At 63.6% G+C, this 19,253-nt stretch carries 16 protein-coding genes; 7 read left to right on the forward strand and 9 right to left on the reverse strand.

The window, feature by feature from the left end:
- Positions 1 to 669: 669 nt before the first annotated feature.
- The 3 genes from dalD to PW947_RS22195 all read left to right on the forward strand — a co-directional run bounded on the left by dalD (position 670) and on the right by PW947_RS22195 (position 4,821).
- Positions 670 to 2,085: a D-arabinitol 4-dehydrogenase gene (dalD, locus tag PW947_RS22185; protein WP_299634553.1), complete on the forward strand. Its 1,416-nt coding sequence runs from the start codon at positions 670 to 672 to the stop codon at positions 2,083 to 2,085.
- Between the two features lie 202 nt (positions 2,086 to 2,287).
- A complete protein-coding gene (gene xylB / locus PW947_RS22190) occupies positions 2,288 to 3,769 on the forward strand; it encodes a xylulokinase (protein ID WP_299634554.1) in 1,482 nt (493 codons plus the stop codon).
- 104 nt (positions 3,770 to 3,873) lie between these two features.
- Positions 3,874 to 4,821 carry a sugar-binding transcriptional regulator gene (locus PW947_RS22195; RefSeq protein WP_299634555.1) on the forward strand — a complete coding sequence of 316 codons (948 nt, stop codon included), beginning with the start codon at positions 3,874 to 3,876 and terminating at the stop codon, positions 4,819 to 4,821.
- An 822-nt stretch (positions 4,822 to 5,643) separates the two neighbouring features.
- Here PW947_RS22195 and ugpC read toward each other — a convergent pair.
- The 6 genes from ugpC to PW947_RS22225 form a co-directional block, all read right to left on the reverse strand.
- A complete protein-coding gene (gene ugpC, locus PW947_RS22200) occupies positions 5,644 to 6,753 on the reverse strand; it encodes a sn-glycerol-3-phosphate ABC transporter ATP-binding protein UgpC (protein ID WP_299634557.1) in 1,110 nt (369 codons plus the stop codon).
- A gap of 75 nt (positions 6,754 to 6,828) precedes the next feature.
- On the reverse strand, positions 6,829 to 7,533 hold the full coding sequence (locus PW947_RS22205; protein ID WP_299634601.1) for an HAD family phosphatase: 705 nt from the start codon (positions 7,531 to 7,533) through the stop codon (positions 6,829 to 6,831).
- Positions 7,534 to 7,565: 32 nt separating this feature from the next.
- Positions 7,566 to 8,438: a carbohydrate ABC transporter permease gene (locus PW947_RS22210; protein ID WP_299634558.1), complete on the reverse strand. Its 873-nt coding sequence runs from the start codon at positions 8,436 to 8,438 to the stop codon at positions 7,566 to 7,568.
- Positions 8,435 to 9,373, reverse strand: coding sequence for a sugar ABC transporter permease (locus tag PW947_RS22215; protein ID WP_299634559.1), 939 nt, complete (start codon positions 9,371 to 9,373; stop codon positions 8,435 to 8,437). The genes PW947_RS22210 and PW947_RS22215 overlap by 4 nt, the downstream gene beginning before the upstream one ends.
- Positions 9,374 to 9,482: 109 nt before the next feature.
- Positions 9,483 to 10,805: a sugar ABC transporter substrate-binding protein gene (locus tag PW947_RS22220; protein ID WP_299634560.1), complete on the reverse strand. Its 1,323-nt coding sequence runs from the start codon at positions 10,803 to 10,805 to the stop codon at positions 9,483 to 9,485.
- Positions 10,806 to 10,910: 105 nt separating this feature from the next.
- Positions 10,911 to 11,693, reverse strand: a complete 783-nt coding sequence (locus PW947_RS22225; RefSeq protein WP_299634561.1) for an L-iditol 2-dehydrogenase — start codon at positions 11,691 to 11,693, stop codon at positions 10,911 to 10,913.
- Positions 11,694 to 11,983: 290 nt separating this feature from the next.
- On the opposite strand from PW947_RS22225, the gene PW947_RS22230 reads away from it, so the two are divergent.
- The 4 genes from PW947_RS22230 to PW947_RS22245 all read left to right on the forward strand — a co-directional run bounded on the left by PW947_RS22230 (position 11,984) and on the right by PW947_RS22245 (position 15,228).
- Positions 11,984 to 12,487, forward strand: a complete 504-nt coding sequence (locus tag PW947_RS22230) for a Fur family transcriptional regulator (protein WP_299634562.1) — start codon at positions 11,984 to 11,986, stop codon at positions 12,485 to 12,487.
- A gap of 90 nt (positions 12,488 to 12,577) precedes the next feature.
- Positions 12,578 to 13,453 (forward strand): metal ABC transporter solute-binding protein, encoded by an 876-nt coding sequence (locus PW947_RS22235; RefSeq protein WP_299634602.1) that lies wholly within the window; start codon positions 12,578 to 12,580, stop codon positions 13,451 to 13,453.
- A 67-nt stretch (positions 13,454 to 13,520) separates the two neighbouring features.
- Positions 13,521 to 14,444: an ABC transporter ATP-binding protein gene (locus tag PW947_RS22240; RefSeq protein ID WP_299634563.1), complete on the forward strand. Its 924-nt coding sequence runs from the start codon at positions 13,521 to 13,523 to the stop codon at positions 14,442 to 14,444.
- Positions 14,437 to 15,228, forward strand: a complete 792-nt coding sequence (locus tag PW947_RS22245) for a metal ABC transporter permease (protein WP_299634564.1) — start codon at positions 14,437 to 14,439, stop codon at positions 15,226 to 15,228. The genes PW947_RS22240 and PW947_RS22245 overlap by 8 nt, the downstream gene beginning before the upstream one ends.
- 94 nt (positions 15,229 to 15,322) lie before the next feature.
- On the opposite strand, the gene fghA is transcribed toward PW947_RS22245, so the two are convergent.
- The 3 genes from fghA to PW947_RS22260 all read right to left on the reverse strand — a co-directional run bounded on the left by fghA (position 15,323) and on the right by PW947_RS22260 (position 18,894).
- Positions 15,323 to 16,183 (reverse strand): S-formylglutathione hydrolase, encoded by an 861-nt coding sequence (gene fghA / locus PW947_RS22250; protein WP_299634565.1) that lies wholly within the window; start codon positions 16,181 to 16,183, stop codon positions 15,323 to 15,325.
- Between the two features lie 24 nt (positions 16,184 to 16,207).
- Complete coding sequence (locus PW947_RS22255; protein ID WP_299634566.1) at positions 16,208 to 17,314, reverse strand: S-(hydroxymethyl)glutathione dehydrogenase/class III alcohol dehydrogenase; 1,107 nt, start codon at positions 17,312 to 17,314, stop codon at positions 16,208 to 16,210.
- Positions 17,315 to 17,376: 62 nt separating this feature from the next.
- Positions 17,377 to 18,894 carry an FGGY family carbohydrate kinase gene (locus PW947_RS22260; protein ID WP_299634567.1) on the reverse strand — a complete coding sequence of 506 codons (1,518 nt, stop codon included), beginning with the start codon at positions 18,892 to 18,894 and terminating at the stop codon, positions 17,377 to 17,379.
- Positions 18,895 to 19,253 lie beyond the last annotated feature (359 nt).

Raw genomic sequence — 19,253 nt, forward strand, 5'->3', positions numbered from 1 at the left:
GAATCGTGTGGCGTGAACGGGCTTTTAGCCGACGCAGAAACCGCCGAAAAAGCGGCCGAATGGTGTGGCGCAAACCGGGCTTCGATCCGACGCCGGAACCGTCGAGGCGGCGCGCAAGTGGCGTGACGAGAACGGGTTTTTGAAGTGGGTTACCGCCGCGAAGCGGGCGGGATGTGCGGGCGCGGACCACCACGCCAAACGGACCGCCGAGTCAAAACGTGCGCGGTCCACTACCCGAAAAACACTAGACGCCACTCGCTACGAAGCGCGAGGTAAACGCGCTTTCTTTTGCCTACTTTTCTTTGCGCGAGCAAAGAAAAGTAGGTGCGGTCCCGCACAGGGACGATCCAGGCATACCGACGCGAAACCGGGACAACCGCGAAACCAGGACAACCAAACCCAAACCAGGCAAACCACCGCGAAACCGGGACACCCAAACCAAGCCCAACCAAGCCCAACCAAGCCCAACCCAGCCAAACCCCAACCCCAATCCCCAAAACCCATTTCGCTGCACTGCGCCACCGAAACCCCCTCCAACGCCTTGACTTTCAATTCACCGAATACGATCATTCGTTCACGCACAGAGCAAATGCTCCAAAGCAAGGATCACCGGCACCACACAAAAACGCCCGGCTTCGACCGCGCGCACAAGACTTTCAGGAGACGGACATGAACAGCGGTCAAACCGGCGGCTCGCCCGCCCACGTGATCCTGCACATCGGCGCGGGATCGTTCCATCGCGCGCATCAGGCCTGGTATCTGCATCGCTTGAACGAGGTCAGCGCCACCGCCAATGACGGCGCGCCGCACTGGTCGTTGACGGTCGGCAATATCCGCAGCGACATGAACTCGGTACTCGACTCGCTCGCCGCGCAAAACGGCGTCTACACACTCGAAACCGTCACGCCCCAAGGCGCGCGCGCGTACGAAACCATCCGCTCCATCGAACGTGTGCTGTCGTGGTCGCAAGACCTCGCCGCACTGGTCGAAGCCGGTGCCGATCCGGCATGCCGGATCATCTCGTTCACCGTCACCGAAGGCGGCTATTACCTCGACGAACACGACAAGCTCGACGCCGCCAACCCCGATCTCGCCGCCGATCTCAACGGTGCACGCACCACGATCTACGGCGGCCTCGCAGCCATTCTCGATGCGCGCCGGCAACGCGATGCCGGTCCGGTCACGCTGCAAAGCTGCGACAACCTGCGCAGCAACGGCGAACGTTTTCATGCGGGCATGCGCGAATTCCTCGAACGGCGCGGTGAAACCGCACTGCTCCAATGGTTCGACGCCAACACCGTCTGCCCGAGTTCGATGGTCGACCGGATCACGCCGCGTCCCACCGACGACGTCCGCGAACGCGTGCTGGCCGCAACCGGTATCGACGATGCCTGTCCGGTAATGGGCGAAGCATTTATCCAGTGGGTCATCGAAGACCGCTTCGCGGCCGGACGTCCCGCGTGGGAAAAGGCCGGCGCGGAACTGGTCGATTCCGTGATGCCCTACGAGGAAGCGAAAATCCGCATCCTCAACGCGCCGCATAGCTGCATTGCGTGGGCGGGCACGCTGGTCGGTCTGCAATACATCCATGAAGGCACGCTCGATCCCGACATCAACCGCTTCGCGCACGACTACGTGACCGAAGACGTGATCCCGTGCCTCACGCCGAGTCCGCTCGATCTCGGCAAGTATCGCGACGTCGTGCTCGAACGCTTTAGCAATCCCTTTATCCAGGACACGAATCAACGCGTCGCCGCCGACGGCTTCTCGAAGATTCCCGGTTTTATCGCACCGACACTCTCCGAATGCTTCGCGCGCGGCGTCGAACCGGCGGCCACCGCGATGCTGCCCGCGCTGTTCTTCCGCTTCCTCGACCGCTGGCGACAAGGCAAGCTGCCGTACACGTATCAGGACGGCGTGATGGACGAGCGCGTCGCGCGAGGCTGGTTTGCCGCGCCGGACCCGTTGCAGGCGTTCTGCGCGGACCGTCTGCTGTGGGGCAGCATGGCGGCCACGCCCGCACTCGAAGCCGTGTTGCGCGGCGCGCTGTCGCGCGTCGATGCCTGGCTTGCGACACGCGCCTGACTCATCGCGCTGAACGGCTGGCGCGTTGCACTTCGCATCGCCGATCCGTCGACGCGCCGTACCCGAATCTCAAACGCTGTTGAACCGGAAAGCCCACACGCGTGGGCTTTCTCACGCCGCGAAGCCAGGTCTAACGCGCATGGCGACGCCCGCACGCTGCGGCTAAAGTAGCGCATCCTCCAACGACGAAGGTTCCGCGCCCATGTATCTCGGCATCGACCTCGGCACGTCCGAAGTGAAAGTCCTGCTGCTCGCGTCCGATGGACGCGTGGTCGGCACCGCCGGCTCACCGTTTACGGTGTCGCGTCCGCATCCACGCTGGGCCGAACAGAACCCGTCCGACTGGTGGGACGGCACGCGCCTCGCGCTCGCGGCATTGCGCGCGAAATATCCCGACGAGTTCGCGCAGATTCGCGGCATCGGCCTGTCCGGGCAAATGCACGGCGCGGTGCTGCTCGACGCGAACGACACCGTGTTGCGTCCGGCCATTTTGTGGAACGACATGCGCAGCGTCGATGAATGCGACGAGCTGACTGCGCGTGCACCGGCGTTGCATTCGATCGCCGGCAATCTCGCCATGCCCGGTTTCACCGCGCCGAAACTGTTATGGGTCGCGCGACACGAACCGGAGATCTTCGCGCAGACCGCGTGCGTGTTGCTGCCGAAAGACTATCTGCGACTGCAACTGACCGGCGACAAGGTGTCCGATCCGTCGGATGCGGCCGGGACCTTGTGGCTGGATGTCGCGAAGCGCGACTGGTCGGATACCTTGCTCGCTGCCTGCGATATGCGTCGCTCGCAGATGCCGCGCCTCGCGGAAGGCAGCGCGCCGTCGGGCGTCCTGAAGGCGGACGTCGCGCGTGAGTTCGGACTCGCGAACGACGTCGTGGTGGCCGCGGGCGGCGGCGACAATGCGACCAGCGCGGTCGGGATCGGCGCGACCCAGCCGGGCGACGGTTTCGTGTCGCTGGGGACGTCGGGCGTGCTGTGCGTGGTCGGCGACAGTTTCCGGCCGAACCCCGCGTCGGCCGTGCATGCGTTCTGTCATGCGATTCCGGATCGCTGGCATCAGATGAGCGTGGTGTTGTCGGCCGCGAGTTGCCTGCGTTGGGTATGCAAGCTGACCTCCACCGACGAGCCGACCTTGCTCGCCGAAGTCGAAGCGTTGCCGTCGGATGCATTGAATACCGCGCCGCTGTTTTTGCCGTATCTGTCGGGCGAGCGCACGCCGCACAACGATCCGTTTGCACAGGGCGTGTTCTTCGGGATGAACCATGCAACCGATCGCGCGTTGCTCGGTTACGCGGTGCTCGAAGGCGTGACGCTTGCGCTGACCGACGGCCTCGACGCGTTGCGCGCGGCCGGCACCGAAGCGCGCGCGTTGTCGTTGCTGGGCGGCGGTGCGCGCAGCGACTACTGGGCGCAACTGCTCGCCGACGCGCTCGACACGACGACCCGCAAGCACGGCGGCGGCGAGACCGGCGCTGCGCTTGGCGCCGCGCGTCTGGGCTGGCTGGCCGCCGGTGGCGATCCCGCGCGCGTGTTGACCAAGCCACCGGTCGAAAAGGAGTTCACGCCGAACCCGGCGCGGCATGTCGCGTTGCGCGCGCGGCTCGAAAGTTATCGCGCGTTGTACCGGCACGTTCGTCCGCTATTCGAACCGTCGCGGCAACAGCTGGTTTGACACGATGACCGGCAGGTCGTAACGGAGACGGCGCGAGGTGGGGTAACGGGGCGATATCTGCGACCTCGCTGCTATGATCCGCGCAATTTATACGAAACCACACCGTGCCCAAGTCCACCGAAAAACTCGATCTCGCCACGCGCGCCGCGTGGCTGTATTACGTCGCCGGCAACACCCAGAACGAGATTGCGGAAAAGCTGCAGGTCTCCCGACCGGTTGCGCAGCGCCTGGTCGCGTATGCCGTCGAGAAAAACCTGATCCGCGTGCGCGTCGATCATCGTCTGGCCGATTGTCTGTCGCTTGCGGACCGGTTATCGAAGCGGTATGGACTGTCGATGTGCGAAGTCGTGCCGGTGGACAGCGACACGCCGGACGAGATCGATCGAAAGCTGGCAGTGGCCGGTGCGCAGGTGATGGAGCGATATCTGGGCGAAGAAAAGCCGATGGTGGTCGCGGTCAGCAGCGGCCGGACGCTGAAGGCCGCGGTGGATCAGATCGCGCAACTGGAACGGCCGCAGCATCGGCTGGTGTCGATGGTGGGCGCGATCGCACAGGATGGGTCATCGAACCGGTACGACGTGGCGTTGCACATTTCCGAGAAGACCGGCGGCAAGCATTTTCTGCTGCCCGCGCCGCTGATTGCCGACAACGAAGCGGAGCGTGCGCAGTGGTGCAATCACCGTCTGTACCGGATCGTCGAAAGTTTGTCGGGCGACGCGGACGTGGCGTTCGTGGGGATTGGGAATATTGGCTTGCGGTGTCCTTTGCATGAGGACGGGTTTATTACCGCTGCCGAGGTGAAGGAGTTGATGCAGAACGGTGCGATTGCCGAGATGCTGGGTTTGCCGATCGATGCATCGGGGCGACATGTGGAATCGCCGACTGGGCGTCGGGTGACGAGCATTCCGCTGGAGTCGCCGCCGTCGCGACCGACGATTGGGTTTGCCGGCGGGGAGCGGAAGCGGGAGGCGTTGATAGCGGTTTTGAAGGGTGGGTGGTTGTCGGGGTTGGTGACGGATGAGGGGTGTGCTAAGGCTGCGCTTGGCGAATGATTGTTTTTTTGTTTTCTGATTTTTTGGGCTTTTTGGGGTTTTGGGTTGTTTCGGTTGGTGTGGTTGTCCCGTTTTCGCGCTGGTCCGCCTGGATCGTCCCTGTGCGGGACCGCACCTACTTTTCTTTGCTCGCGCAAAGAAAAGTAGGCAAAAGAAAGCGCGTTTACCTCGCGCTTCGTAGCGAGTGGCGTCTAGTATTTTTTCGGGTAGTGGACCGCGCACGTTTTGAGTTGCCGCACCGCCTGACTTGGTGACAAGGCAGTCATTCGTTCCGGCTGTTCGCTCCGCGACAGCCGACGGGCACAGCCCCGTCTTCATCTCTCAGCGCCATTCGCGCGCCCCACTCCGTCCGTCACAACACCCACTTTCATGCCATGCGCCGGCCTGGTCCCGCGCGCAAAATTCCAGGTCGCGCTGAACGTCGAAACCATCGTGAAAACAGGCAAATGCCCGTGGGCCAAACCGGGCTTCGACCCGACGCCGGAACCGTCGAGGCGGCGGGCAAATGACGTGGCGAAAATGGTTTTTTGAAGTGGGCTACCGCCGCGCAGCGGGCGGGATGTGCGGGCGCGGACCACCACGAAAAACCAACCGACCACTCCAAACGTGCGCGGTCCACTACCCGAAAAATACTAGACGCCACTCGCTACGAAGTGGCGGGGTAAACGCGCTTTCTTTTGCCTACTTTTCTTTGCGCGAGCAAAGAAAAGTAGGTGCGGTCCCGCACAGGGACGATCCAGGCAGACCAGCGTGAAACCAGGACAACCAGACCAACCACAACCACAAACCAAAAACCAAAAACCCAAAAACCAAACCCGCCGCCTAGGCGGCCAACACCTCTACAATTCTCCGCTCAAACGCCTGCCCCTCCGCATCAAACAGATGACAATGCTCAGGCGTAGCCCCCAACCTCTGCACCTCGCCCTTCGCATGCCGATCCAACGGCGGAATCCGCGCAATGATCCCATCAGGCGCGACCGTCGACTCCGCATACAGATACGCCGCATCCCCCAACGACTCGATCGCCATCGTCGTCGCGGACACGCCATACTCCGTCGTCCCGACATGCAGATGCTCCGGCCGAATCCCCACCGTCACCTTGTCCCCCACCTTCACGCCGCCTAGCTCCACCGCCGCCCGCTGCGAATCGCCGGTGGCATAGCGCACCAGCACCCCATCGTGCGAGACCGCCTCCACCACGCCTTCCAGAAAATTCATCTTCGGTGAACCGATAAACCCGGCAACGAAACGGTTCGCCGGCGCGTGGTACAAACGGTTCGGACTGCCCACCTGCTCGATATTGCCCGCCGATAACACCACGATCTTGTCGGCCAGCGTCATCGCCTCGACCTGATCGTGCGTCACGTAAATCATCGTGGTCTTCAACTCGTCGTGCAGACGCGCAAACTCCAGCCGCATCTTCACCCGCAACGCGGCATCCAGATTCGATAGCGGTTCGTCGAACAGAAACACCTTCGGCTTGCGCGTGATCGCACGACCGATCGCCACGCGCTGACGTTGACCGCCCGACAACTGCTTCGGCTTGCGATCCAGCAAATGATCGATGTGCAGAATCTTCGCGGCATTGCGCACGGCCGCGTCGATCTCCGGCTTCTTCGTGCCGGCCAGCTTCAACCCGAACGCCATGTTGTCGTACAGCGTCATGTGCGGATACAGCGCATAAGACTGAAACACCATCGCAATCCCTCGCTTGGCCGGCGGCACATCGTTCATCCGAACTCCGTCGATATTCAGATCGCCACCGCTGATGTCCTCCAGACCGGCAATCATCCGCATCAACGTTGATTTGCCGCAGCCGCTCGGGCCGACGAACACCACGAACTCGCCGTCCGCAATGTCCAGATTGATGTTACGCATCACTTCCGTTTCTTCGTAACGCTTCCCGATGTTTCGCAGGGTCAGGCTTGCCATGATGTGTCTCCGTGTTTTACACGTTGCGGGCCGCTCGTATCGCGTTCGTCCCGTACTTCGTTTCCGTCTGTCTGTCTACGACGCTACCCGCTGCATCCATTGCGCGACCAGCCCGGGTAAGGCCTGCATATCGTCGAATACATGCTGCGCGCCCGCCGCGCGCAACGCACCGATCTGCGCTTCGCTCGCGTGCCCGCCGCCGATAAATCCCAACACCGTCATTCCCGCGCCGGTCGCGGCCGTCACGCCCGTCACGCTGTCCTCGACCACGAGACACGCGGACGGCTCGACGTTCAGACCGCGCGCCGCCGCGAGATAAACGTCGGGCGCGGGTTTCGGATTCGGCACCGAGTCGGCGCAAAACAGCCGTCCGCCGAAATGCGCGTCCAGCCCGGTTCGCGCCAGCACCGATTCCACGTACGGCCGGAAACTGTTGCTCGCGCAGGCCTTCGTCAGCGGAATCTGCGACAACGCTTCGTTGATGCCGGGCACCGACGGCGCCTGCATCGCGGCGGCTTCGACCGCGCGGCGGATCGACACGATGTCGTCGTCGGCGAGCGTGCGGCCGAGTTGCTCCGCCGTTCCTTGCAGCACGCGTTCGATCCGCAAGCCGAGCAGTGGAATCACGACCGGTTCGACATCGGTGTCGGGCCAGCGCGCTTCGAGTTCGTGCACCAGCATCCGCGCGGCCACGGCTTCGCTGTCGATCAGCACGCCGTCGCAATCGCAGATCAGCGCCTGGATCACGCGGCCGTGCGGCGCGGCCGCAAGCTCGTCCACGGTTTGCGTCGCGGATTGAATGGTCGGTTCCGTCACTTGACCGCCCCAAATGTCAGACCGCGAACCAGTTGCTTTTGCGACAACCAGCCGACGATCAGGATCGGCGCGACCGCCAGCAGCGATGCCGCCGACAGCTTGGCCCAGAACAGGCCTTCAGGACTCGAATACGACGCGATGAACACCGTCAGCGGCGCCGCGTTCGAGCTCGACAGGTTGATGCTCCAGAACGCCTCGTTCCACGACAGGATCACCAGCAGCAATGCCGTCGATGCGAGTCCGGGCAAGGCCATCGGCATCAGCAGATAGACGATTTCCTGCCATGTCGCCGCGCCGTCGATACGTCCGGCTTCGAGAATGTCCTTCGGGATTTCGTTGAAGTACGTGAACGCCATCCAGATCGCGATGGGCAGGTTGATCAGCGTGTAGACGATGATCAAGCCCCACACGGTGTCGAGCAGGCCCGTGTTCTTCCACAGCAGATAGATCGGCACCAGCACGCCGACCGACGGCATCATTTTGGTCGAGAGCATCCACAGCAGCACTTTCTGCGTGCGTTTGTTCGGGAAGAACGCCATCGCGTATGCGCACGGCACGGCGAAGAGCAGACAGACGATCGTCACGCCCGCCGAAATCAGCACCGAATTCCACGCAAATCCGAAGTAGTTACTGCGCGCGAATACCTCGCGGAAACTCTCCAGCGTCGGGATGAAAAACAGCGACGACGAATACGCTTGCTGTTCGGTCTTGAATGCGGTGATCGTCATCCAGAAGATCGGGAAGAACAGCAGCAAAGCGATGATCCACGCCAGAATGCCGGGAATGCTGCGCTTCGCGATTGCGAGCGGGCTGTTGATCTTCGAGACCGGCGCGCTCGAACTCGCCGGTGTGGCGGCTACGTGGCTCATTTTTCGTACTCCCCTTTCAGGTTCTTCGCGAGCATGCGCACGAGGAAGAACGACACGATATTCGCGAGCACGACGGCGAGAATCCCGCCGGCGGACGCCAGCCCGACGTCGAACTGTTGCAAGCCCAGCGAATAGATCAGGTACGACAGATTGGTGGTCGCGGTGCCCGGACCGCCGCCCGTGGTCGTATAGATTTCGGCGAAGATCGACAGCAGGAAAATCGTCTCCATCATCACCACCACCGCGATGGCCCGTTTCAGGTGAGGCAGCGTGATGAAGAAGAACATCGCGAACGCGCCCGCGCCGTCGATCTTCGCGGCTTCCTTCTGCTCCTGATCGAGCGACTGGATGGCGGTGAACAGGATCAGGAACGCGAACGGCAACCACTGCCACGCGACGATCACGATCACCGCGAACAACGGATACTCGGCGAACCAGTCGATTGGCGTCATGCCGAGCGCGCGCATGCCTTGCGCGATCAGTCCATATACCGGATGCAGGATCATGTTCTTCCAGATCAGCGCGCTGACCGTCGGCATCACGAAGAACGGTGCGATTGCCAGCAACCGCGCGATGCCCTGCCCGTAAAACTTCCGGTCGAACAGCACCGACATCAGGATGCCGCCGACCACGGTGATCACCAGCACCGAGATGATCAGTTCGAGCGTATGCGCGATCGACGGGCCGAATGCCGGGTCGCTCGCGAGATATTTGTAGTTATCGATTCCGGCGAACCCTTTGACGTCCGGGTTCAGCAGGTTGTATCGCGAGAACGAAAACCAGATCGTCATCGCGAGCGGGATCGCCATCCACAACAACAGGACGGCCACGGAAGGGGAAATCAGCCAGCGCGACGCGGACGCCTTGCGGGCTTCGTGCTGCTGGTCGGTTTCGGGGGCATGAACATGCATGAGTGGAAGGCGCAGATGACGCATGATGTGACCACCTGTCAGTAATGCGCGGGACGGTGCGCCCGCTGTGCAGCGCGTGCTGCGGGCCGGCCGGCCGTTGCCGTTGCGGCAGCGGCCGGCCGGCGCTTTTACGTCACTTCAGATAGCCCGCTTGTCGCACTGCGCGATCGGCGGTTGCCTGACCGGCGGCCAACGCCTGATCGACCGTCATCTGACCGGCAATCGCGCCGGAGATGCTCTGACCGACCACCGTGCCGAACGACTGGAACTCGGGAATGCCGACGAACTGCACGCCCGTGTACGGCACCGGCTTCAACGTCGGATGTTCCGGATCGGCCGTTTCGATCGCCTTCAGCACGAAGTCGCCGAACGGTGCGGCCTGCTTGTACTCAGGACGCGCATACGTGGACTGACGCGTTCCCGGCGGCACCGATGCCCAGCCTTCGTCCTTCGCGGCCAGTTCGATGTACTGCTTCGACGTCGCCCACGCGATGAACTTCTTCGCCGCGTCGGCCTGCTTCGACGACTTCGGAATGGCCAGCGCCCACGCCCACAACCAGTGCGAGCCCTTCGGCGTGACAGCCACCGGCGCGGCCGCGAAACCGACCTTGTCGGCGATCTGCGATTGCTGCTTGTTGTAGAGCATGCCGGCCGCGACGGTAGCGTCGATCCACATTCCGCACTTGCCCGACGACATCAGCGTCAGGTTTTCGTTGAAGCCGTTCGAACTCGCGCCGGGCGGCCCGTACTTCTTCAGCAGATCGACGTAGAACGTGATGGCCTTTTTCCATTCCGGCGACGTCAGTTGCGCATTCCACTTCTCGTCGAACCAGCGACCGCCGAAGGTGTTCACCACCGTCGTCGCATACGCCATGTTCTCGCCCCAACCCGCCTTGCCGCGCAGACAGATGCCGTACACCCCACCGGCTTTGTCGGTGAGTTTCTCGGCGAATTGCGCGATCTGGTCGTAGGTCGGCTGGTCGGGCATTTTCAGGCCCTTCGCCGCGAACAGATCCTTGCGGTAGTACGTCATCGAGCTTTCGACATAGAACGGCAACGCATACAGCTGACCACCGGTCGAGAGGCCGTCGCGCGCGGTCTTGACCACGTCGTTCAGATCGTAGTCGGCGGGCAGTCCGGTGATCGGCGTGAGCCAGCCGCGCTTGCCCCACTGCGGCGTTTCGTATGCACCGATCGTCATCACGTCGAACTGGCCGCTGCCGGTCGTGATGTCGGTCGTGGCGCGCTGACGCAGCACGTTTTCTTCGAGAATCACCCAGTTCAGCTTGATATCCGGGTTGGCCTGCTCGAACGCCGGCGACAGCTTTTTCAGCTCGATCATGTCCGGATTGTTCAGCGTCGCGATCGTCACGGTCGCGGCGGACGCGTTCAGCGCGGCGCAAGCCAGCGCGGCGGCGCCAGCCGTCTTCAGCGCGGAATAGCGGGTGGGTTGCATGAGTTGTCTCCTTTTTTGATGCGTTTGTTGTGCTGCCTGATGTTGGGCTTTCTTGTATGCACGTCTCTGCTTGCGATGACGCGGCGGCGTCGGCTGTCGCGCTGTTCAGCTCATCCAGTTGCCGCCGTCGACGTTCAGCGTTTGCGCGGTGATGTAGTCCGCATCCGACGATGCGAGGAACAGCGCCGCGCCGGTCAGGTCGTCGGGCACGCCCATTCTTCCGAGCGGCACCGCTTCGCCGACCAGCCGTTTCTTCTCGCCGAGCGGACGGTTTTCGTAGCGCGCGAACAGCGCATCCACGTCCTTCCACATCGGGGTATCGACGACGCCCGGCGCAATGCCGTTCACGTTGATCTTGTGCGGCGCGAGCGCCAGCGCGGCCGATTGCGTATAGCTCAGCACCGCCGCCTTGGTCGCGCAGTAATGCGACACGAGCGCCTCGCCGCGCCGTCCGGCTTGCGACGACATATTGACGATCTTGCCGCCGTGTCCCTGATCGACCATCCGTTGGGCGACGGCTTGCATCAGGAAGAACATGCCTTTCACGTTGACGGCGAACAGCCGGTCGAACACGTCCCACGATTCGTCGAGAATCGGGCGCATGTCGAACAGCGCGGCGTTGTTGAAGAGGATGTCGATGCGGCCGAAGCGGGCCGTTGTATCAGCGACGATGCGATGGATATCGTCGCGTTGGGTGACGTCGGCGCTGAGCGTCAGCACACGATCGGGAAAGGTTTCGCGCAAGCCGTGCGCGATGGTGCCGGCAGGTTTGACATCGACGAGTACGCAGCGCGCGCCTTCGTCGAGATAGCGCCGTGCCACGGCTTCTCCGATTCCGCTCGCGGCGCCCGTGAGGATCGCCACCTTGTCTTGCAGTCGCGCTGTCACTGCGTGTCTCCGTTCTATGTTCGAGTTTCTCGCGCAGTGAGCGAACGCTCAGCACGCGAACAATTGCTCTATTTCTGATCGAATGATCGGATACACGTCGGGTCATGTCAAGGCAGGTAAACGACATTTCGATGGTGCAACGCGGCACCTTGTCCGCGACCTGCCAGACCACTCGCCCAATAGTTATAGGATGCGCGGCCGGTCGCGATGAAGCTTTGCACAAAGCTCAGCACCATTTTCGAGATACGTTATATCATTGCGCCCACGCCAATTCTGCTGGAGCGAGCGCCATGATCGCGACGCCTGTCCACGTTTCATCCGATGAGCCGCTCGACGCCCGTCTGTCGACGCGCCTCGCGAACGCCGACGCGCTCGCGGCCGAGCGTGGCGTCGCGCTGACGCCGTTGCGCCGGCAGGTGTATGCCGCGATCGTCGTGAGCGACAGGCCGATCGGTGCGTACGATCTGCTGTCGGCGCTCGAACCGCAGCGCGGCCGTGTGCCGCCCACCACCGTCTATCGCGCGCTCGACTTTCTCGTCGAGCAAGGCTTCGTCCATCGCATCGAATCGAAGAACGCGTTCGTCGCGTGCTGCGACGCCGGGCGTCCGCATCAAAGCCAGTTCCTGATTTGCGACACCTGCGGCGCAACCGTCGAAATCGCGGGCAGCGCGCTCGCCGCGCCGTCGGCCGAAGCGTCGTCCGCGCATGGTTTCGAAGTGCACCGCCAGGTCGTCGAGCTGAGCGGCCTGTGCGCCGCCTGCCGCGCGCACGCGAACGGCGCCCCGCTTTCCTGAGCCTTTCTCTTTCAAACGACAGCGATCCCGATCATGAAAAAACTCCGCCCGATGCAGCGCGCCGCCGATCACTTCAAGCGCATCTCCGCGATGCTGACGCTCGGCGCCGCCGCGTTGCTGACGACGCACGCCGCCTTCGCCGACGACGCGAAAATCCCGGTCGTCGCCGCTGAAAACTTCTACGGCGACGTGGTGCGCCAGCTCGGCGGCGAGCGTGTCGCGGTCACCAGCATCCTGAGCAATCCGGATCAGGACCCGCATCTGTTCGAAGCCAGCCCGAAGACCGCGCGCGCGTTGCAGCAGGCGAGCCTTGTCGTCTATAACGGCGCCGATTACGATCCGTGGATGGCGAAACTGCTCGCGGCGTCGAAGAATGCGCAGCGCACGATCATCGTCGCGGCGGACCTGACCGGCAGAAAGAGCGGCGACAATCCGCACCTCTGGTACGACCCGGCCACGATGCCGACCGTCGCGCGCGCGGTGAGCGCGGCGCTCGCTTCGGCAGACCCGGCGCACAAGTCGTTGTACGATGCGAACCTCGCGACATTTCTCGCGTCGATGAAACCGCTGGACGCGAAGGTCGCCGATCTGCGCAGCCGCTTCAGGGGCACGCCGGTCACGGCGACGGAACCGGTGTTCGGCTATATGTCCGACGCGCTCGGGCTGACGATGCGCAATATGCGTTTCCAGCTTGCGACGATGAACGACACCGAAGTAAGCGCGTCGGATATCGCCGCGTTCGAAAACGATCTGCGGAGCAAGCAGGTTCGCGTCCTGATCTATAACAGTCAGGCCACCGAGGCGCTGACCAAACGGATGTTGAAACTCGCGCAGCAATCGAAGGTGCCGTCCGTCAGCGTCACGGAGACGCAACCGGCCGGCAAGACGTATCAGCAATGGATGCTCACGCAACTCGACGCGCTGGGCACGGCGCTGACGTCCGGCGGCGCAGCGACCAACCGGTAAGCAGGCGCGACACGCCGGCGAAACCCGCCGGCAAAACAGGCAAGCGAAACAGCAAAGGACACACTCAATGACCGTCACCGGCTCCGGACCGTCGGCCGCCACGCCCGTGCTCGAACTCGATCACGTCAGGCTGGAACTCGGCGATCGCACGATCCTGAACGACGCCAGCCTCGTCGTGAACGCAGGCGAATTCATCGGCGTGCTCGGCCCGAACGGCGCGGGCAAAACCACGCTGATGCGCTCGGTGCTCGGCCTCGTTCCGGCATCGAGCGGCACGATTCGCGTGCTCGGCGAACCGGTCGTGCGCGGCAATCCGTCGATCGGCTATATGCCGCAGACGCGCAGCGCGCTGGCCGGACGCCGCGTGCGCGGCCGCGATTTCGTCGCGATGGCCGCCGACGGACATCGCTGGGGTTTGCCGCACGCCGACGCGAAAACCCGCGCCGACGTCGAGCGCGTGCTCGATCTGGTCGGCGCGACGGCGCTGGCGGCACGGCCGCTGTCGGAGTTGTCCGGCGGCGAACGGCAACGTCTGCTGCTCGCGCAATGCCTGCTCGGCAATCCGAAGCTGCTGCTGCTCGACGAACCGTTGATCAGCCTCGATCCGCATCATCAGCGCGGCGTCGTCGAACTGGTGCGGCGGGTGCAGCGTGAACTCGGCATCGCCGTGCTGTTTTCCGCGCATGAACTCAATCCGCTGTTGAACGCGCTCGACCGCGTGCTGTATCTCGGCAGCGGCGTCGCGGCGCTCGGCACCGTCGACGAAGTGATCACCAAGCCCGTGCTGTCGCGGCTGTACGGCTCGACGATCGACGTGATGCGCGTGAATGGCCGCATCTTCGTGATGTCGGGCGACGTCGAAGTCGAAAAGCACGATCACGAACACGAAGACGACGGTCACGGTCATAGCCACGATCATAGTCACGGCCATAGCCACGGGCACGGCCACACGAACACCTCACCTCGCGACGGACACACGCACGATGTTTGAATACGATTTCATGGTCAACGCGTTCGCGGCGTCGGGGATCGTCGCGGTGCTGTCGGGGATCGTCGGTTACTTTCTCGTGATGCGCGGCCAGACGTTCGCCGGACATGCGCTGTCGCACGTCGGTTTCACCGGCGCGACCGGCGCGGTGCTGATCGGCATTTCGCCGATCTGGGGAATGATCGGCTTCACGCTGGTGGCCGGCATCGGCATGGGCGCGCTCGGCGAGAAGCTGGCCGGCCGCGACGTCGCGATCGGCGTGATCCTGTCGCTGGCGCTCGGCTTCGGCTTGCTGTTTCTGCACTTCTTCACCGCGTATGCGACGCAGGTGACCGCGCTGCTGTTCGGCAACGTGCTCGGCGTCAACGCGGCCACGTTGGGCGTGCTGGCCGTGCTCGGCGTGCTGAGTCTCGCGGCGCTCGCGGCCATCATGCGGCCGTTGCTGTTCGCGTCGTTGCAACCGGAACTCGCGGAAGCCAAGGGCGTGTCGTTGCGGCTGGTGTCGGTGCTGTTCCTCGCGATTGCCGCGCTGGCAGTGGCCGCGTGTACGCAGATCGTCGGCGTGTTGCTGGTGTTCACGTTGATGGTCGGCCCGGCCGCCGCCGCGCAAAACCTGACGACGCGTCTGTCGGTCGGACTGGTGCTCGCCGCGGCACTCGCGCTCGCGCAGGCGTGGCTCGGCCTGACGCTCGCGTTCTACACCGACTGGCCGACGAGTTTCTGGATCACCGCACTCGCGGCGGTCGTCTATGGCGTGAGTCTGCTCGGTCGTCGCTCCGGCCACTGAACGCAGCTCAACCAACGCTGACAAAAAAACGCGGCGCGTGGTGCTTTCGCACCCCGCGCCGCGTTTCCATTTCAGTGCTGCAATTCGCGCCGGCTTACTTCAGCAACACCTTCGCATGATGCGCGAGGTGATCCTCGATAAAGCTGGAGATAAAGTAATAACCGTGGTCGTAAGCCTGATGACGACGCAGCGTCAGCGCTTGTCCCGCCGCGTTGCAGGCGGCTTCGAACACGTCCGGGTTCAACTGCTCGGCGAGGAACGGATCGGCGAGACCCTGATCGATCAGAATGCCTTCCGCGAACTTCGCGGGCGCGTTCGCGACCAGTTCGCTCGCGTCGTATTGCTTCCACGTTTCGCGATCGTCGCCCAGATAGCCGCCGAACGCTTTCTCGCCCCATGCACAGCGCATCGGCGCCGCAATCGGCGCAAACGCCGACACCGAACGGTAAATCTCCGGATTGCGCAGCGCCATCATCAACGCGCCGTGACCGCCCATCGAATGCCCGAAGATGCCGAGCCGTTCGCCATCGACCGGCAATTCGGCCAGCACGGTATCGCGCAGTTCGTCGCGCACGTACGAGTACATCCGGAAGTGCTTCGACCAGGGTTCCTGGGTTGCGTCCACGTAGAAACCGGCGCCCACGCCGAAATCCCACGCGGCGCTTTCGCCCGGAATGCCCGCGCCGCGCGGACTCGTGTCCGGCGCGACCAGCGCAATGCCGTGTTGCGCGGCGAAGCGCTGCGCGCCCGCCTTGATCGGGAAAGTCTCTTCCGTGCACGTCAGGCCGGCCAGATAGAACAGCGCCGGCACGCGGGTCAGATGCGCATCGTCGTGCAAGGCCTGCGGCGGCAGATAGACGGAAAAGCGCATCGGCAGACCGATGGTCTGCGAATCGTGCCGGTACACCCGCTGTTCGCCGCCAAAGCAAACGTGCGACTCAACGAGTTCGATCATGACGCGTCTCCTTCAGCATGAACGTTAGTACAGCACGACCGAGCGGATCGACTCGCCCTTCTTCATCAGGTCGAAGCCTTCGTTGATGCGTTCGAGCGGCAGACGGTGCGTGATGAGGTCGTCGATATTGATCTTGCCTTCCATGTACCAGTCGACGATCTTCGGCACGTCCGTACGACCGCGCGCGCCGCCGAATGCCGAGCCCTTCCACTCGCGGCCCGTCACCAGCTGGAACGGACGCGTGCTGATTTCTTCGCCCGCCGCCGCCACGCCGATGATGAACGACTGGCCCCAGCCCTTGTGCGTGCATTCGAGCGCCTGACGCATCACCTTGGTGTTGCCGATACATTCGAACGAATAATCCGCGCCGCCGTCCGTCAACTGGACGATGTGGTCCACGACGTTTTCCACTTCGCTCGGGTTGATGAAGTGCGTCATGCCGAATTTCTTCGCGAGTTCGACGCGGCCCGGATTCAGATCGACGCCGATGATCTTGTCCGCGCCGACCATCTTCGCGCCCTGGATCACGTTCAGACCGATGCCGCCCAGACCGAACACGACCACGTTCGCGCCCGCTTCGACCTTCGCCGAATACACGACCGCGCCGACGCCCGTCGTCACGCCGCAACCGATGTAGCAGATCTTGTCGAACGGCGCGTCTTCACGCACCTTTGCGACCGCGATTTCCGGCACGACGATGTAGTTCGAGAACGTGGACGTGCCCATGTAATGGAACAGCGGCTTGCCGTCGAGCGAGAAGCGCGACGTTGCGTCGGGCATCAAACCCTTGCCTTGCGTCGAGCGGATCGCCTGACACAGGTTGGTCTTGCGCGACAGGCAGAACTTGCACTGACGGCATTCCGGCGTGTAGAGGGGAATCACGTGATCGCCCTTCTTCAGCGTGCCCACGCCCGGACCCGTATCGACGATCACGCCCGCGCCTTCGTGGCCGAGAATCGCCGGGAAAATGCCTTCGGGATCGGCGCCGGACAGCGTGTAGTAATCGGTGTGGCAGATGCCCGTCGCCTTCACTTCGATCAGCACTTCACCAGCGCGCGGCCCTTCGAGATCGACTTCCTCGATCGTCAGCGGGGCGCCGGCTTTCCATGCGATAGCTGCTTTGGTCTTCATCGTGAATGCTCCTGTTGCGGTGAATACGTAAGAGTAAGTGTGTCAGTGTTGCGCGCGGGTTTTCATCGCGCATCCGACAGCACCTGTGACTGCGACGACACGTCGAACCAGCTTTCGACGCGTCCGTATAAATCGATAAAACGTTCGTACCGTTGCGCGAGCGCCGCGCGCTGCGCGCTATCGGCCGACGGACTCGCCACGCGGGTCGACAGCGGTGCGAGCGCGGCGAGATCGCCGGTTTGCCAGTGACCGCGCGCGAGGCCGCCGAGCATCGCGGCGCCGCGCGCCGCCGCGTTCGGACAATCGACCGCGTGCAGATCGGCGTCGAGCGAATCGGCCAGCAACTGACGCCAGCGCGGATCGACCGAGCCGCCGCCCGCCAGCCGCAAGCGCGTCACCGATGCGCCGCTCGCGCGAATCGCATCGAGTCCGGCGCTCAGCGAAAACGCGACGCCTTCGAACGCGGCGCGCATCAAGGTGCCGCGCGAGTGGCCGAGCGCAAGGCCGAGCCAGCCGCCGCGTGCCGCCGGATTGAGCCACGGCGTGCGCTCGCCGGTCAAGTACGGCAAAAAAGTCACCTGCTGCGCGACGGTGCTGTTTACGTGCGACGCGGCGTTGGCATTCTGATTCGACGCGCGATCGAAAGCGGCATCGCCGAATGCGTCCCGATATGCATCCGCCCACTCGTACGCGAGCCAGCCGCGCGCCGCTTCGAGCGCGACGCCGACGTTCTGCATCGCCGCCATCCGGTACGCGTGACCGCTCACCGCGCGATACCGATGCAAACCCGGCGCGATCTTCGGCGTCTGCGATGCGAGCACGACGATCTGACCGCCGGTGCCGGTTGTCAGCAACGCGTCGCCATCGTGGATCAAACCGCTGCCGAGCGCCGCGCAAGGTGTATCCGCGCCGCCGGTGGCTAGCGTGATGCCCGCGCGCAAGCCGAGCGCTCGCGCCGCCGCCGACGACAACGTACCGCTCGCCGCATCCGACGGTGCGAGTGCCACGAACCAGTCGCGCGGCAAACCGAGTCGCCCGATCAGTTCGACGTCCCATGCGCCGTCGGGATCGGCGAGCGCGGTCGCGCACGCGTCCGACGGATCGGTGACGATCGCGCCGCCGAGCGCGACGCGCAGCCAGTCTTTCGGTTGCAGCGCGTAGCGGGTGGCTTCGACGCTGCGCGGTTCGTTGCGCACGATCCAGCGTAGCAAAGGCCCCATCATCCCCGGCGCGACGGGATTCGGTTGCGGCGCGAGCCATGCGTCGAGCAGACCGATCGCGCGGGTATCGGGCCACAGCATCGCGGGACGCACCGCGTGGCCTTGCGCGTCGGTCAGCACGACTCCGTGCATCTGGCCGGAGAAACCGATCGCTTCGACGGCGTCGCGCGCGTCGGCGGGCAGTTGCGATGCAGCGTCGCACAACGCCTGCCACCAGGTCTCGACATGCGTTTCAGCCCAACCCGGCTGCGGCGTCCCGATCGCATACGCAACCGACGCCGACGCGATTTCGCGCGCCGCATCGTCGACGATCGCGAGTTTCAGTGAGCCGGTGCCCAGGTCGATACCGAGAAAATTCATGGGAAGAAGTGTAGACAGGAAACGTTCGTCGGGAAGGGAATCGAGCGATCGCGATCGCGCTGCGACCGGCGGTCAATGCAGGGACGATGCCCGGACGAGCCGGACGCGAATCGGGGGTAAACCCACCCGCCGCGCGCGTCGGGCATAAATGCGACTATGCCCGCAGCCAAATACACCCAATCGATTCTTACACATATCGGGATGCTCCGTCCCCTTGGCCCGCTTCGCACGCGGCACCGCTGCACGGGCCTCGACGCGTTTATGTTCCACGCGCGGCCATCGAACGCCTTACAAATCGGTGGATTCCATATGACTGACGGGAGGCCCGGAATAGCCGCCAGCAGTCTTGTTGCGCTTTT

The sequence above is a fragment of the Paraburkholderia sp. genome, assembly GCF_028283785.1.
In the GTDB taxonomy this organism is placed as follows: Bacteria; Pseudomonadota; Gammaproteobacteria; order Burkholderiales; family Burkholderiaceae; genus Paraburkholderia.

Coding starts and splice junctions, on each gene's coding strand:
- dalD (WP_299634553.1), top strand. CDS start 670: ATGAACAGCGGTCAAACCGGCGGCTCGCCCGCCCACGTGATCCTGCAC.
- xylB (WP_299634554.1), top strand. CDS start 2,288: ATGTATCTCGGCATCGACCTCGGCACGTCCGAAGTGAAAGTCCTGCTG.
- ugpC (WP_299634557.1), bottom strand. CDS start 6,753: ATGGCAAGCCTGACCCTGCGAAACATCGGGAAGCGTTACGAAGAAACG.
- PW947_RS22210 (WP_299634558.1), bottom strand. CDS start 8,438: ATGAGCCACGTAGCCGCCACACCGGCGAGTTCGAGCGCGCCGGTCTCG.
- PW947_RS22215 (WP_299634559.1), bottom strand. CDS start 9,373: ATGCGTCATCTGCGCCTTCCACTCATGCATGTTCATGCCCCCGAAACC.
- PW947_RS22220 (WP_299634560.1), bottom strand. CDS start 10,805: ATGCAACCCACCCGCTATTCCGCGCTGAAGACGGCTGGCGCCGCCGCG.
- PW947_RS22230 (WP_299634562.1), top strand. CDS start 11,984: ATGATCGCGACGCCTGTCCACGTTTCATCCGATGAGCCGCTCGACGCC.
- PW947_RS22235 (WP_299634602.1), top strand. CDS start 12,578: ATGCTGACGCTCGGCGCCGCCGCGTTGCTGACGACGCACGCCGCCTTC.
- PW947_RS22240 (WP_299634563.1), top strand. CDS start 13,521: ATGACCGTCACCGGCTCCGGACCGTCGGCCGCCACGCCCGTGCTCGAA.
- PW947_RS22245 (WP_299634564.1), top strand. CDS start 14,437: ATGTTTGAATACGATTTCATGGTCAACGCGTTCGCGGCGTCGGGGATC.
- fghA (WP_299634565.1), bottom strand. CDS start 16,183: ATGATCGAACTCGTTGAGTCGCACGTTTGCTTTGGCGGCGAACAGCGG.
- PW947_RS22255 (WP_299634566.1), bottom strand. CDS start 17,314: ATGAAGACCAAAGCAGCTATCGCATGGAAAGCCGGCGCCCCGCTGACG.
- PW947_RS22260 (WP_299634567.1), bottom strand. CDS start 18,894: ATGAATTTTCTCGGTATCGACCTGGGCACCGGCTCACTGAAACTCGCG.